The organism is Pseudomonas sp. PDM25 (assembly GCF_019219045.1).
Lineage (GTDB): Bacteria > Pseudomonadota > Gammaproteobacteria > Pseudomonadales > Pseudomonadaceae > Aquipseudomonas.
Window position 1 is genome coordinate 184,064 of record NZ_JAHUWL010000006.1, and the last position, 13,562, is coordinate 197,625.

Below are 13,562 nucleotides of genomic sequence, written 5' to 3' on the forward strand. Positions count from 1 at the left end.
TTCGCCGGAGACTAACGCAATGTTGTACGACTTGATCGACCTGAAGGTCTTCTTGGCCGTCGCCGAGGAAAGCAATCTGTCGCGCGGCGCCGAGCGCTGCAACCTCGCTCCCTCCTCAGTCAGTTTGCGCATAAAAGGGCTTGAAGCCAGCCTCGGGACACCCTTGCTGCTGCGTCAGGCCAGGGGTGTGGGTTTGACCCCGGCGGGTCATGTGCTGGTCGAACATGCAAGACGCTGCATGGCACAGCTGGAGCAGATGACCTCTGACTTGCAACCGTTCGCCAATGGCTTGATCGGCCACGTGACCTTTTTTGCCAACAACAATGCCATCAGCTCATATTTACCGGATGACCTGGCGCGCTTTTTCTCCAAGTACCCTAATGTCCGCATCACCCTTGAGGAGCGATTGAGCCATGACATTATTTCAGCCGTGTCCGCAGGCCGTGCCGACATTGGAGTCGTAGCCCTGGAGTCCGATCATCCAGATCTGGAATTTCTGCCCTACCGGCAGGACCAATTAGTCCTGTTAGCGCCGTTAGACGGTCGATTCATCAACCAGCATTCGGTCAGCTTTACCGAATGCCTGGGGCTCCCATTCATCAGCCTTCAATCGGGCGCGGCACTGCATACCTTTTTGATGAATCACGCCAGCGCCCTTGGCGGGCGATTAGATGTGCGTGTCCAGGTCTCCGGATTTCGGGCGATTGCTCGCCTGGTCTCATCGGGCGCCGGTATCGGCATCGCCCCACGCTCAGCGTTAGAGCCAGCAGACCTGGATCGCCTTCAGGTTATCGATCTTGTAGAGGGATGGGCCAAGCGTGATTTACGAGTGTGCGTACAGCGCAACCCGCGTGAAAAGAATGTGTTGCGAGATCACCTGATAGAGATTCTTTGTCAGCCAGGAAATACTCGATAGTGCATGAGATCAGGTTTCCCAGTCCTTACACTTCAGCGGATTGACCTGCGCGGGCCAGCACTCGGCGGGCTTGGCGAGCGACGGCCTCATCGACCATGACCCCGTTCACTTGCCCCACGCCCTGACAGTTTTCGATCAGAATGGCCCGCGCTACGGCGATTTCATCGGAGGTCGGTGTAAACGCGAGATTGATTGCCGCCACCTGACTTGGGTGGATCGCCGCTTTACCGGCAAACCCCATGTCGGCAGCCTGGAGCGCTGCCCGCTCAAGCCCGGCCAAGTCGCGAATATCGAAAAAAGGAGAATCGATAGCAGCGATAGCCGCTGTCGCGCACGCGCTTACAAGCGATACACGTGCGAACGTGAGATTCGCTGCAAAGGGTCCACAGCCTAGATCCGCCGCCAGATCCGCCGCTCCGAACATGAGTGCGGCGAGCCGGGGCGTTGCATGAGCGATGTCTGATACCGCCTTGAGTCCGACCGCACTTTCGATCAAGCCGATCAACTTGGTGCTGAGTCCCTTTTCGCAGAGCAGACGGTCCACTATCTGCAAATGTGCAGCAGACTCCGTTTTGGGAAGCAGCAGAAATTCAGGCTGGGCCTGGCTTTCCAATAACTCAAGAACGTCACTAAGCCCGGCCGCGGTATCCAGCCCGTTGATACGAATAATTGTAGGGAACGGCATTTTTTCGGCTGCATTGAGTGTGGCGAACGCGGTTGCACGAGCATCTGTTTTGTCCTTGGGCGCTATGGCGTCCTCCAGATCAATGATCAAAAGATCGGCCCCGACCTCCATGGCCTTGGAGAATCGTTCGGGATAGGTTGCTGGCGTAAAAAGTGCGCTGCGCATACGAAAGGTCATTTTGTATCCTTGGGTTCGTGAATGTACTGCCAGGGTTGCTGTGAATCTTGCCTTGTTAGCACCATAGCTAGACGAACTCCGATGGACTATTGTATAGCGCTATCGATCTTCATATGTTTTACATATACCTATGGAACTACGCCACATTCGCTACTTCCTGGCCGTCGCCCAAGAGCAAAACTTCACGCGCGCGGCTCAGAAAATCGGTATCGGACAACCTCCATTAAGCCTGCAAATTCGCGATTTGGAGCGTGAGGTGGGTACTCGGCTATTCCACCGAATTCCGCAAGGGGCTGAATTGACCGCCGCTGGTCAGGCGTTTCATGATTTGGTTCGAAACATACCGGCTCAGGTAGAGCGCGCAACGCATGCAGCTCAACGGGCGGCTCGGGGAGAGTTGGGAGCATTGCGCATTGGCTTCACGGCCTCAGCTAGTTTCAATCCGGTAGTCGCGACGGCGATTCGCAATTTTCGGCGAGCCTTCCCTGATGTCGATTTAACCCTGGAAGAAAGCAATACCCTTCGATTAATGGCAGGCCTCGAAGAAGGTGATCTGGATGCGGTATTTATTCGCCCAGGAATGGCTGAGTCTGGTCATTTGACGATGCGAGTTTTGTCCGAGGAACCTTTGCTCGCTGTTCTGCCCAAAGATCATGCAGCTGCAAGCCAAAAAAAGTTGAACTTGAAGGATTTGAGCAAAGACCCGTTCATTCTCTATCCTCGGGAAGTAGGACCTACCTTGTTCGACACCATTATCGCCGCTTGCCGAGACTCAGGCTTTGAACCGATTTTGGGACAAAGCGCTCCACAACTTGCCTCTGTCGTTCATTTGGTTGCAGCGGAGCTGGGTGTTTCGCTTGTACCGACCTCGATGCAACAAGTGCATGCCGCAGGGGTTTTTTTCAAAGAAATAGATGATATTTCGGCTATCGCCAGGCTTACGCTGGCTTGGCGGCGTAGTGACAACTCGGCATTCCTTCAAAACTTTATAAACTGTGCCGTCAATCAATGACTCTAACGCCATGATGTTGCTGGTAGCCTCACCGAACCGTTCTCATTCGTCTACGGCTCAACGATGTTCATCCTGGGTTGTGGGGAAAGCGACAGTACTAAACGGCGCTGCCGGCCCCTCCTCCATGTAAGTCCGGTGGCAGTTTTTTCCTCCTCAAGCAATCGAGTCACTCACTCCAACCGGCAGACATTCATAAGATAAGCAAACCGCCAATGCCGCCCCTTTTGGCCAGTTAACACAGAGTCTGTTTTGGGCAGCAAAAATGAAATCAGGTTGCACATCACCTTCGACCACTGCCAGCACATCCTCGGCCGTCCTGCGCTCGAGCACCCGCTCAGTGAAGGTCTTGCCGATTTCCTTGTGCAACCAGTGCGTCAGATACGTCGGTGACAGGTAAGTCGCCGCAGCCACCTTGATCTGGCCACGGCGCGGCCGACTCCGGCACCGGTGACCAGGTGCCATCCGGGTGTCCTGCGCGAGTCACCGGCACGATGGCGGTCATCGGCGCGGGAAATGTTTCAAACTCGCAGTTGTGTGAATGGCATCGAACCGGGCCAAGGTCACGCAAACACTGCGCCTGAGCCGCGTCGTCTCTTTCCAACCTGAGAAAAACAGCGATTGATGTCGCCCAAGCACAGTCATAGGATGACCGACCACAACCATAAAAATAAGGGATCACCTGTGAGAATTTGCCTCCTCTCGGCCGCTGCCGTTGTCTACGGCCTCAGCCAGCAAGCCAATGCCGCCACTTTTGCCTATATCTCGAGCCCGGGAGACGGTTTGATTTCCCAGTATCGCCTCGACCAAAACAATGGCGCGCTGAGCCTGATTGAACAGGTCAACGCCGGTGATCAGGTCAACCCCATGGCCATCACCCCTGACGGCAAAGTGTTGTTTGCCGCCTTGCGGGTCAAGCCGTTTCAGGTGCTGGGCTACCGCATAGATCCCAAGAGCGGACATCTGACTCCGCGGTACAAAGCGCCCCTGGCAGAAAGCATGGCTTACCTGTCTACCGATAGAAAAGGACACTATCTGCTCGGCGCATCCTATGGTGCCGACACCATCAGTGTTCAGGCCATCGACAAGGCCTATCAGCCTTCTGCCAGCATCCTGAGCTACAAGACAGGCCCGCATGCGCATTCGATTCGTACCGACCCGAGCAACCGTTTTGCCTACGCGGGCAATCTTGGCGCGGACCAGGTGCTGCAATATCGCCTTGATGCCAAAACGGGCGTGCTCACCCCCATAGGCAGCGGCTACATCAGTGTCCCGGACAATACCGGGCCTCGGCACCTGGCCTTTTCCCCGAACGGCAAATACCTGTACGTGGTCGGTGAAATGAGCGGCACGGTCACAGCGTTTTCTATCAACGACACCACCGGCGCATTGACTCAGATTGCCGTTGCCAATGGGATTCCCGAGCGTTTGAAACTGGCTCACGGCGAAGTGCGTGATGCACGTAACAACGACTTGAAGGACGACCCCACACCACGTATCTGGGCAGCGGACCTGCGGATCTCGCCCGACGGCACGCTACTGTTGATGACCGAGCGCACCAGCAGTTCGGTATCGGCACTCGCGGTTGACCCTTCAACAGGCGGCTTGAGCTTTCTCGAGAACTATCCGGTAGAAGAGAAGCAGCCACGCAATATCGCTTTTTCACCCAACGGGCGCTGGTTGCTAGTGACGGGCGAGAAAAGCGAAAAAGTCGGCACTTACGCAGTCAGCAACAACGGCGCCTTGAAACGTGTCGGTGAAGCGACGTCGGGCAAAGGTGCGTTATGGATTGAGGTACTGCAAACGTCGGCGGAGTAATCTTCGGGCGGAAAAAGACGCGGCGCATGGAGGCGCGATAGCGTTTGCCGCGGCCTGGCGGAAATCATTGACGATTCCCGGCAGTTCATCGGTCTCCAGGGCCCGAGTCTCGGAGACGTCCACAAAGTTGTTGTTGACGAACGTCTTGGTCGCGGCTCGGATGGCCGAGGGAGACACCGGAGCGGTGCCGTTTTCTTGCAGGTTGTCCGCTGATCCCCCGCTGCCGCCGGAGCTCATCGGTGTTGATCTGACACAATTGCCCGAAGACGCGCTGAAGCAATTCGTGCGCGCCACGATGTATCGACGTGCTGGTCAACAACGCTGGCGTGGGTGCGTTTTGCGACGTCGAGCGTACGAGCTCGGAGCAGTGGCGGCACGCCCTGGTTTGCAACCTAGACAGCGTGTTCCTAGGTACACAGTTGGCTATCGAGCGGATGAAGCAGCGCAGTGGCTCGATCATTAACGTAGCCTCCCTTGAACATACCTTCTCTGGCCGATCGCCAGCCTTCGCCAGATCGGCACGTCACTTACGTTGCGGCATGGGCGTAGTAATAAGCCTCAGCAATTGGCTCAGCCGACCATCGATCAATACGGGCGTACTGGTGAGTGCTTCGCGTACATAACCGTCGGCATTACCATGGCGACGCTGTATTACTCGGCCAACGGACATCTACGATTCGCACGTAGATGTCCGGGGCCCATTGTAATTCAATCCGATTTTGGCGGAGGTTGAGTGGCCGTAACATGGCCAGTCACTGAGACAGTCAAGCCGCACTCAACAACGGATTGCGACACGGCGCCCCAAAATCTGAGGAGGGCGTTTATTTCTTCAGGCTAAAACCTTTGCGGCACCAAACTCTGCATACCTTGCAATACCGCTCAAACCAATTCGGCTAAAGATGCCGGATTGAAGCCCTTTAGGTCTGCGTAATCGCCTTTTTCAACTTTGGCGGCCCAATCCTTGTCACTCAGCAGAACACGCCCTACAGCGATCAGATCAAACTCTTCGCGCTCCATGCGCTCGACGAGCCGATCCAAACTCGCAGGGGTTGATCCCTTGCCGGCGAAGGCATTAGTAACATCATTTCCTAGCCCAACCGAACCAACACTGATAGTCGCGGCCCCGGTTACTTTCTTCGCCCAGCCCGCGCAGTTCAGGCCATTCTCACCGTCAATCTCGGGGAACTCAGGTTCCCAGAAGCGGCGTTGTGAGCAGTGCAGGACGTCGACACCAGCCTCGACCAATGGCAACAGCCAGTCTTCCATCACAGCTGGCGTTTCAGCGACGCGTACTCCGTAATCCTGTTGCTTCCACTGGCTGACACGCATGATGATCGGGAATTCAGGGCCAACAGCATGACGAACAGCAGATACGATCTCGCTGGCAAAGCGCGAGCGTTCCTTGATTGTCGGGCCGCCGTAGCGGTCGGTGCGCAGATTGGTACCAGACCAGAAAAACTGATCGATCAAATAACCATGGGCTCCGTGGATCTCAACGGTATCGAAGCCCAGTCGTTTGGCATCCGCTGCGGCCTTGGCGAACGCTGCTACCGTGTCGGCAATGTCCTCTTCACTCATCGCCACACCACGCAGGTCGCCTGGCGAATCAAGGCCCGACGGGCTTTCCACTGGCGCATCTGGCTCCCAGTCGTTGATGTAACGCGTGGCACCGGTGTGCCAGATCTGCGGTGCCATGCGCCCGCCAGCGTTGTGGACCGCATCGATCACGTTTTTCCACCCAGCCAGCGCCGCTTCGCCGTGAAAAAAAGGAATGCCGGAATCATTGCGTGATGCTGGGCGATCAATCACGGTGCCTTCCGACAAAATGAGCCCGACACGTCCCTCTGCCCGCCGTCGGTAGTAGGCAGTGCTCGCTTCACCCGGGATGCCTTCAGGTGAGAACAGACGCGTCATTGGCGCCATGACAATCCGGTTTTTCAGTTCAAGCGACCGGATGGAAAAAGGACGAAATAAAATGCTGGTATCAGGGTTTGACATCGGATGGACTCCATTTGCTTTCGGAAGCCATATAAGTATATTTTATAAACTAAATGTCAATTAGGCACCTAGAGTCGCCTAGGTATACATGAGGAAACTTCGATGCTGGAATTAAAGCCGCAATGTTTTTCGTCGGAGTGCCCAAGCCGGGCGCTGTTCGACCAAATCGCAGATAAGTGGTCAATGATGGTTCTGGCGGTGCTTGATGACGGACCGCATCGCTTTAATGCCATCAGACGCCGCCTGGAGGGCGTCACTCAGAAGGCACTGACACAGTGCCTGCGACGGCTGGAACGAAATGGTCTTGTCTCGCGCAAGGTCATTTCGTTCTCGCCTGTGGCAGTCCAGTATGAGATCACCCAACTGGGGCGAACATTGCAGCAGCCATTTCGCGAATTGCATAAATGGACGCTCGATAAATTGCCCGAGGTTGAAGCGGCCCGGTTGAAGTTTGACGAGACGGCGCAGGTAAGCCTGACGGAATGATTTTTTAATGACTCGCCGCCACTGCCCATCTGCAACGCATTACTTCGTAGGTTTATCCGCGGTTTCCCTAAACCTACCAACGCTACATTGAGTGCCTAATTGACTCTAGGTTTATCTGCAACCGCCTGATGAGGTTATTGCTGGCTCAGGCGATCGCAGACACAACACTGCCAAGTATTGAGCGTGCAGAATATTCGTCACAATAACGATATAGGATAATTAATAAAAATCCGGTTTTCATCAAACTCATTGGCGCTGAAATCCCTGCGAACACTCGAATTTCGCCATTTAACGCTGAGATTTTTCAGCACGCCGGACTGCACGACGTAGACCAATTCTGATTCTCGGCCCCATTCTTTACCATCTGTGATCGAACCTGTATGGACATTATCACCGCTGATATATCGGTTCATTAATGTCAGTCCCGGGATACCGAGCACAACGAAGTTAAAGTCATGGCGTACCTGCCATGAGCGCTCCTGAGCGTTATCAAAACTGGCGTTATAACTATCGTTGGCCAACGTTCCGCCACTGGTGCCGTTGACCCGCATCCACGCGCTGTCGCCGGTGAGTTTTTGCAGGCCCACGTAAAAGGTGTTGCCGCCGTATTTGGCCGAGAGCAGGGCGAATGTGGTTTTATTGTCGAGGTCACCGGCCAAGGCGCTGCCGTCTTCCTTGCCGTTGAAGAAACCGAGGTTGGCCCCCAGGGTCCAGTCGCCCACGGGCTGGCTGTGGGTGAGGTTGACGTATTGTTGCTGGTAGATGTCGGTGAGCTCGGCGTACCACAGGCCGACCTGGGTGCGCTTGTCGTTGAAGCTGTATTCGCCACCGCCGAAGTTGAAACGGTCGGAGGTGAACGCGGCCCTGCCGTTCATGAACATATCTTCCATGCTCGCGTCGTTACGTGGGCTGTTGGCACGGAACTGGCCGCCGTAGAGGGTCAGGCCGGCGATTTCACTGGAGGTCACCTGGCCGCCACGAAAGGTCTGCGGCAGAGAACGGCCATCGTCAGAGCGCAGGATCGGCAGCACGGGCATCCATTCACCCACCTTCAACTCGGTTTTTGACAGTTTGGTTTTCAGAGCCACCCCGAGGCGGCCGAAATTATCGGCTGGTCGGCCGTCATCGTGGATTGGCAACAGTTGGGTACCGCCGGTGCCTTTGCCACCATCAAGCTTTTGAGAATAAAGACCCAATACATCAACACCGAATCCTATCGGCCCGGTGGTATAACCAGAGCGAGCGTCAAGGATGAAGCTCTGTGTCCACTCCTCGGCTTTGTTCTGTGGTGCAGCGCTGTTGGGATAGGAAGGATTGATGAAGTTACGATTGATGTAAGCGTTGCGCAAATTGAGGGTGGCCGTAGCGCCATCGACAAAGCCGCTACTCTGATCGGCTTGAACAGCCACTGATGACCCTGCGCAGACCACAAGAGTCAGACTGATCAGAGATTGGTGTGCAGGCACGCTGCGGGAAATAACAGGGTAGCGCATGATGATTTCTCACAATGAGTTATTATTGTTTTTGTTGCGACTTTTATCTCGTCATTCAACTTATGCACGCAGCTAGAAAAGCTAACTACCGAGCGACTGCGAAAACCCCTTATCTATCTTGTAATAGTCCGTTATTGAGCAACTTGAAAATTGCTTAATATTCACTTCAAACAAAACCCGAGCGTGCGCAGACGCGAGCCTGACTCTATGCCTGTATTGGCACGCTCATGGGGAATTGCGTAATAATAATGACTGGAAGTTAAAACGTGCTCGAACGCTCGGCGATCAACCCGCACTCCCCGGCGTTTTGCAACGTGTGTATTCCAATTGATAAAGCGTGGTTTCTGGTCCCATCGATTGCCCCTCCAACAGTCGTTGCAGCTCAGCCACGAAAGACTCGCCGGCGACACGAACGTAGTCAGGCGCACAACCTTCGATCATGACGATCCAGGCCGGTATCTGGGTCCCTTCGGAGCGGGCCTTTTTCTCTGCGGTTTCAACTTTGCTCACGGCCTCATCAGCCACACACAAATGCACGCCCGTAATACCCTGTTTATCAGCAAGGGGAGGAAGCACGCGTTGGCGCAATGCGTCTGACACCGATTTATGCCGCCCTTCGATAACATCGAAACGGACCGTTAACAAATACGCGCCCTGCCCTACACCGCTGGTGTAAGTGACCTCGCAAATGGATCGCGCGACGTTGCGATAGGACTGCACCGACTGCTGGGTCCATGCCGTCGGACTGTTGAGACGCGACAAGTAATCCTGCCCTCCCAGTACCTGCACGGTGTCAGCCTCATAGAGGTTGAAATAGGTCGGCCCTGCATCCAAAGCGATGTATCGGCGCCCCCGCAAAAACCCCGGAATTCCTGCCCGCTCAGGCATGTGTTCACGGTTATGCCACTCATAGAACTCATCCCGCGCTTCGGGCAAAAGATCATGCCAGATCGCGACTACACCTGTTCCTGCAAAGCTCATAGCGTTTTCCTCTAGCGATAGTCAGTCAACGTTGGGATGGCGACCGGCGACCCACGCAGCCCCCATTTCAGCAACGTAAGGAACCACGGTCTGAAATTGTTCACCCAGGCCTTGGCCACCAACACGCATGGTGTCACCCGCCTTGAGGAATACCGGCGGCTTCTGCCCGAGCCCCACACCTGGTGGCGTACCGGTAATGATGACGTCACCCGGCATTAGCGGCATGAAGCGACTGAGGTACGCGACAATATGTGCAACGCTGAAAATCATCGTACGGGTATTGCCGGTCTGGAGACGTTTGCCGTTCACGTCGAGCCAGAGGTCAATTGCCTGCGGGTCGGAAATTTCGTCACGGGTGACCAGCCAAGGTCCCAGAGGAGCGAAAGAAAAACCGCTTTTCCCCTTGGCCCACTGGCCTTCGTACTCAAGCTGATAAGCCCGCTCGGAAACATCATTGGCCAGGCAATAACCGGCAATGTGATTCAATGCCTGCGACTCATCGATCTGCCAGGCAGGCGTACCGATGACGATGGCCAGTTCGACTTCCCAATCCAGCTTCTGAGCGCCCGTTGGTAAAATGACCGGGTCATTGGGTCCGCTGATGGACGCGGTGTGTTTGTTGAAAACCACCGGCTGGCTCGGGATAGGTGTATTTGTTTCAGCCGCGTGATCGGAGTAGTTCAGGCCGATGCAAATCAGGTTCGGTACGCTGCCTACGCATGGACCAAGACGTGTGCCAGGCGCCACCGCCGGCAGCTTTTCAACGTCAACAGCACGCAGTTTTTCCAGCACTGTCGGGCTCAGGGCCGACGCATCAATGTCGTCGACAATGCCCGAAAGGTCTCGCACGACCCCTTGCGAATCCAAAACTCCCGGCTGTTCCTGCCCCGGTAAACCAAAACGAACTAAGCGCATTTGTTACTCCTCCAGCGTTGAGAAATGGACAGACAATGAGCCTGCTTCGCCGAACTGGACATGCAGTGGCTGGTTAACGGGCACATCGAGAACACCTGCATAGGACCCGGTGATAATCACCTGCCCTGCTTGCAGCCCTATCCCTTGTGTAGACAGAAAATTGGCCAGCCATACGATCGGCAACAACGGATCCCCGTCCGGATGGCGGCCCTTGATATTCAGAAGCTCTGCCGTTGCATCGCTCAGGGTGATATCCAGTTCAGAGGGCATGCTGGCAGGGTTCGACAGCGTGATTGGCGCCCCAAGTACCAGGCCGTGATTGAATAGACCATCCGCGAGCAATTGCTCGAACGGCAGAGTGTGTGGATCGGTATATCGGCAGTCGATCACTTCCAATGCCAAGTGCACGTCGCTGATCGCAACAACGATCTGTTCAGCGGTATAAGGCTCGACACGAGCAGGCAAATCATGGGCCAGGACGCACGCCAGTTCAGGCTCGATGCGCGCCTTATCGGCGTCGGCGGCCAGTCGGTAACGTTCGCCTTTTACAATGCTGTCGCTGTAGATCGGGGCTACGATCCACTTGCCAGCCGGGGGTAACGCACACTTCCACCCCCCCACGGTTTTTCCAGCCAATGGCCCCACATGCTGCTGGATGGCAAAACCTTGTGCGAGGCTGCTTGGCAGGTTCGGGCCTGGCAAGGATGCCAGCCGAACACCCTCTAGCCGTGCACGGACCAGAGCGGCAGCGGCGACTTCCAACCCTGGCCCCGCCTCGGTCCATGCAGGTGCAAGCTGGCTCATACGTTCTCCGCATGCACGCTGTTCTGGCGCGGCCAAACCGTACCCAGCTTGTTGGCTGCATCTTCCAGCAGAGCATGCAATTCGTCATAACGTTCAGGCTGCATGCGCAACACCGGGCCAGCGATACTCATCGTGCCGACCACAGTGCCGGACGGAATCAGCTTGACCGGTACGGCAATCGCCCAAACACCCGCCTCGGCTTCTTCAATGACCAAGCCATACCCGCGCTTTCGGGTCAGTGCCAGCTCGGCCAACAAACCTTCGATGCTGTTGATCGCTTTCGGCCCCTGCCCCATCCCGGCGTCAGCTTTCCCCAGTCCGCTACGCAGCGCATGCTCAATGGCCAGTTCATCAGACATTGTTGCCAGCCAGGCTTTGCCATTGGCGGTTGCATAGAGATTGATCGGCTTATCCATGGCCGGCGAATACATGAGCCCCGGCGCGGCGCCTTGGGCCGAAGACAACCAGGACAAGGTGCCCTCGTTGACCACCGTCAACCGCACCAACTCATGACATTGAACAGCCACTTGCTCGATGATCGGCTGGACCAATTCAGGCAAGCCAATCCCATGTAAATAGCGCTGCCCCAACAGTGCCAGCTTGAGAGTCAAGCGGTATTGCGAGGTGGCTTCATCCTGCTCTGCCCACCCTTGCTCAACTAACTGAGCAAGCACTCGATGAGCGGGCCCCTTTTCCAAGCCCAGCTCGGCTGCGATATCAGACATCCGCATCCAGCGAGCTTCACGTGCCAGCAGCTCAATAGCCTCCAGACAACGGTCAACAGCACCTTTGACGACTCTCATATTTTTCTCGACTTATCTTTGACAATGAGGTGATTGTGAGCAACATTGTTCGTACTGGAACGATGTTCCAATAGTATGCAGGCGTCACCCGATAAGTCAAACCTGCTTGTACCTGGTTGGCCTTATCGAGACGGAGCTGGCCACGCAGCGGGTTCTCCAGGATGCGGGAACGCCTGACGGATAAAAAAACCGAACTCTTCGGATTCGTCAAAAGACGTGCACCTGTGTTTGTTCAATCTTTGCGGAAGAACGCCCAATGCATCTCACTCCCCTGCCTTACTTACAAAAGCCCGCGGGCAGCAAGATTGTGCATCATCGCTCGCAAGCCGAAAGTCCAAGGCGCAGCCTCGTGGCTGTAGGTGACTGTGTTGCGCAGCGTGCCCAGCAACGGGCTACTTATGCTGACCTCATCCCCCTGCTTATGCGTAAAGCCGCTTCCCGGCGCCTCACGATCTTGGGTAGGCGCAAACAAGGTCCCGAGAAAAAGCATGAAGCCATCAGGGTATTGGTGGTCGCCGCCGACAGTCTGGGTCACGAGATCCAACGGGTCACGGCTGATCAGTGCCATGGAGCTGCTGCCTTTAAGGATGAAGCCGTCGGCGCCCTGAACTTGCAAATCCACGACGCAGTTGCGCACGTCATCGAGGGTAAACGTTTCATCGAACAGACGAATGAACGGGCCGATCGCACAGGACGCATTGTTGTCCTTGGCCTTGCTCAACAGCAGTGCGCTGCGGCCTTCAAAATCACGCAAATTGACGTCATTGCCCAAGGTGACGCCATGCACTTGGCCTCGACTGTTTACCGCGAGCACGATTTCCGGCTCTGGATTGTTCCATTCAGACTTGTGATGGATTCCGATTTCGCTGCCGCTGCCCACTGCGGCCAGAACCGGTGCCTTCGTGAAGATCTCCGCGTCCGGGCCGATACCGACCTCCAGGTATTGCGACCACATGCCCTGCTTGATCAACACAGCTTTAAGGCGCATCGCTTCTGGCGAGCCCGGTTTGATTGCCCGCAAGTTATCGCCTATCGCTTCTTGCACCAAGCGGCGAACACTTTCAGCTTTGGCAGCGTCACCTCGGGCCTGCTCCTCGATTACCCGCTCAATCATGCTGGACGCGAACGTCACCCCAGCCGCCTTGATGACTTGCAAATCTGCAGGGGGCAACAGAGAAGCCTTGCCGGGATCGGAATGGATGCCGGTGTTCCCAAGCAACTCCTCGACAGTCCCGATGTACCTGCCAGGCGTCTGACGAACCGCCAACAACGGCGAGGCGTGTTCCAGCAGTTCGCTTATTGTCGAAAAGACTTCAGAAAGATCAAACACACCGTCCTCACGCAGCAGCACCGGCGAGGGGCCTGCAATCGCACCCGGAATCCAGGCGCGGCCGATCAGCGTTCCGGCCAAGCCATCCGATGGCAGTGTGTTTTCGCGCGTCAGTTTCAGATTCGACATAGAGCTTCCAGATCAGTC

General features: G+C 55.8%; 13 protein-coding genes and 2 pseudogenes. 5 read left to right on the forward strand and 10 right to left on the reverse strand.

Annotation, left to right across the window (positions count from 1 at the left end; all coding sequences use genetic code 11):
- Window positions 1-19 precede the first annotated feature (19 nt).
- On the forward strand, window positions 20-916 hold the full coding sequence (locus KW848_RS13155) for a LysR substrate-binding domain-containing protein (RefSeq protein WP_218537086.1): 897 nt from the start codon (window positions 20-22) through the stop codon (window positions 914-916).
- A 25-nt stretch (window positions 917-941) separates the two neighbouring features.
- Here the strand turns inward: KW848_RS13155 and ripC are convergent, their stop codons facing one another.
- Window positions 942-1,778, reverse strand: a complete 837-nt coding sequence (gene ripC, locus KW848_RS13160; protein ID WP_218537087.1) for an itaconate degradation C-C-lyase RipC — start codon at window positions 1,776-1,778, stop codon at window positions 942-944.
- A 130-nt stretch (window positions 1,779-1,908) separates the two neighbouring features.
- On the opposite strand from ripC, the gene KW848_RS13165 reads away from it, so the two are divergent.
- On the forward strand, window positions 1,909-2,790 hold the full coding sequence (locus KW848_RS13165) for a LysR family transcriptional regulator (protein WP_218537088.1): 882 nt from the start codon (window positions 1,909-1,911) through the stop codon (window positions 2,788-2,790).
- A gap of 315 nt (window positions 2,791-3,105) precedes the next feature.
- Here the strand turns inward: KW848_RS13165 and KW848_RS13170 are convergent.
- Window positions 3,106-3,222: pseudogene (locus tag KW848_RS13170) on the reverse strand (AraC family transcriptional regulator); the annotation flags it as partial.
- Window positions 3,223-3,471: 249 nt separating this feature from the next.
- Between KW848_RS13170 and KW848_RS13175 the strand changes: the two are divergent.
- Complete coding sequence (locus KW848_RS13175) at window positions 3,472-4,605, forward strand: lactonase family protein (RefSeq protein WP_218537089.1); 1,134 nt, start codon at window positions 3,472-3,474, stop codon at window positions 4,603-4,605.
- Between the two features lie 33 nt (window positions 4,606-4,638).
- Here the strand turns inward: KW848_RS13175 and KW848_RS31815 are convergent.
- Window positions 4,639-4,809, reverse strand: a pseudogene (locus KW848_RS31815) (alkene reductase); the annotation flags it as partial.
- A 101-nt stretch (window positions 4,810-4,910) separates the two neighbouring features.
- On the opposite strand from KW848_RS31815, the gene KW848_RS32445 reads away from it, so the two are divergent.
- Window positions 4,911-5,228: an SDR family NAD(P)-dependent oxidoreductase gene (locus KW848_RS32445; RefSeq protein ID WP_218537090.1), complete on the forward strand. Its 318-nt coding sequence runs from the start codon at window positions 4,911-4,913 to the stop codon at window positions 5,226-5,228.
- Between the two features lie 256 nt (window positions 5,229-5,484).
- Here the strand turns inward: KW848_RS32445 and KW848_RS13185 are convergent, their stop codons facing one another.
- The gene (locus KW848_RS13185; protein WP_218537091.1) at window positions 5,485-6,603 is read right to left on the reverse strand and encodes an NADH:flavin oxidoreductase; all 1,119 of its coding nucleotides are present in this window, start codon (window positions 6,601-6,603) and stop codon (window positions 5,485-5,487) included.
- A 102-nt stretch (window positions 6,604-6,705) separates the two neighbouring features.
- Between KW848_RS13185 and KW848_RS13190 the strand changes: the two genes are divergently transcribed.
- On the forward strand, window positions 6,706-7,089 hold the full coding sequence (locus KW848_RS13190; RefSeq protein ID WP_218537092.1) for a helix-turn-helix domain-containing protein: 384 nt from the start codon (window positions 6,706-6,708) through the stop codon (window positions 7,087-7,089).
- Window positions 7,090-7,286: 197 nt separating this feature from the next.
- Here the strand turns inward: KW848_RS13190 and KW848_RS13195 are convergent, their stop codons facing one another.
- The 6 genes from KW848_RS13195 to KW848_RS13220 all read right to left on the reverse strand — a co-directional run bounded on the left by KW848_RS13195 (window position 7,287) and on the right by KW848_RS13220 (window position 13,544).
- Entirely contained in the window at window positions 7,287-8,582 is a 1,296-nt protein-coding gene (locus KW848_RS13195) for an OprD family porin (protein WP_218537093.1), read from the reverse strand.
- A 285-nt stretch (window positions 8,583-8,867) separates the two neighbouring features.
- Complete coding sequence (locus tag KW848_RS13200; protein WP_086946326.1) at window positions 8,868-9,563, reverse strand: DUF4286 family protein; 696 nt, start codon at window positions 9,561-9,563, stop codon at window positions 8,868-8,870.
- 21 nt (window positions 9,564-9,584) lie between these two features.
- On the reverse strand, window positions 9,585-10,478 hold the full coding sequence (locus KW848_RS13205) for a fumarylacetoacetate hydrolase family protein (protein ID WP_218537094.1): 894 nt from the start codon (window positions 10,476-10,478) through the stop codon (window positions 9,585-9,587).
- Window positions 10,479-10,481: 3 nt separating this feature from the next.
- Window positions 10,482-11,282: a 2-keto-4-pentenoate hydratase gene (locus KW848_RS13210; RefSeq protein WP_218537095.1), complete on the reverse strand. Its 801-nt coding sequence runs from the start codon at window positions 11,280-11,282 to the stop codon at window positions 10,482-10,484.
- Window positions 11,279-12,085, reverse strand: coding sequence for an IclR family transcriptional regulator (locus KW848_RS13215; protein ID WP_218537096.1), 807 nt, complete (start codon window positions 12,083-12,085; stop codon window positions 11,279-11,281). Before KW848_RS13215 ends, KW848_RS13210 begins: the two co-directional genes overlap by 4 nt.
- Window positions 12,086-12,365: 280 nt before the next feature.
- Window positions 12,366-13,544, reverse strand: a complete 1,179-nt coding sequence (locus KW848_RS13220) for a fumarylacetoacetate hydrolase family protein (RefSeq protein ID WP_218537097.1) — start codon at window positions 13,542-13,544, stop codon at window positions 12,366-12,368.
- Between the last annotated feature and the right edge of the window lie 18 nt (window positions 13,545-13,562).

Coding starts and splice junctions, on each gene's coding strand:
- KW848_RS13215 (WP_218537096.1), bottom strand. CDS start 12,085: ATGAGAGTCGTCAAAGGTGCTGTTGACCGTTGTCTGGAGGCTATTGAG.
- KW848_RS13190 (WP_218537092.1), top strand. CDS start 6,706: ATGCTGGAATTAAAGCCGCAATGTTTTTCGTCGGAGTGCCCAAGCCGG.
- KW848_RS13220 (WP_218537097.1), bottom strand. CDS start 13,544: ATGTCGAATCTGAAACTGACGCGCGAAAACACACTGCCATCGGATGGC.
- KW848_RS13185 (WP_218537091.1), bottom strand. CDS start 6,603: ATGTCAAACCCTGATACCAGCATTTTATTTCGTCCTTTTTCCATCCGG.
- KW848_RS13195 (WP_218537093.1), bottom strand. CDS start 8,582: ATGCGCTACCCTGTTATTTCCCGCAGCGTGCCTGCACACCAATCTCTG.
- KW848_RS13200 (WP_086946326.1), bottom strand. CDS start 9,563: ATGAGCTTTGCAGGAACAGGTGTAGTCGCGATCTGGCATGATCTTTTG.
- KW848_RS13210 (WP_218537095.1), bottom strand. CDS start 11,282: ATGAGCCAGCTTGCACCTGCATGGACCGAGGCGGGGCCAGGGTTGGAA.
- ripC (WP_218537087.1), bottom strand. CDS start 1,778: ATGACCTTTCGTATGCGCAGCGCACTTTTTACGCCAGCAACCTATCCC.
- KW848_RS13165 (WP_218537088.1), top strand. CDS start 1,909: ATGGAACTACGCCACATTCGCTACTTCCTGGCCGTCGCCCAAGAGCAA.
- KW848_RS13205 (WP_218537094.1), bottom strand. CDS start 10,478: ATGCGCTTAGTTCGTTTTGGTTTACCGGGGCAGGAACAGCCGGGAGTT.
- KW848_RS13155 (WP_218537086.1), top strand. CDS start 20: ATGTTGTACGACTTGATCGACCTGAAGGTCTTCTTGGCCGTCGCCGAG.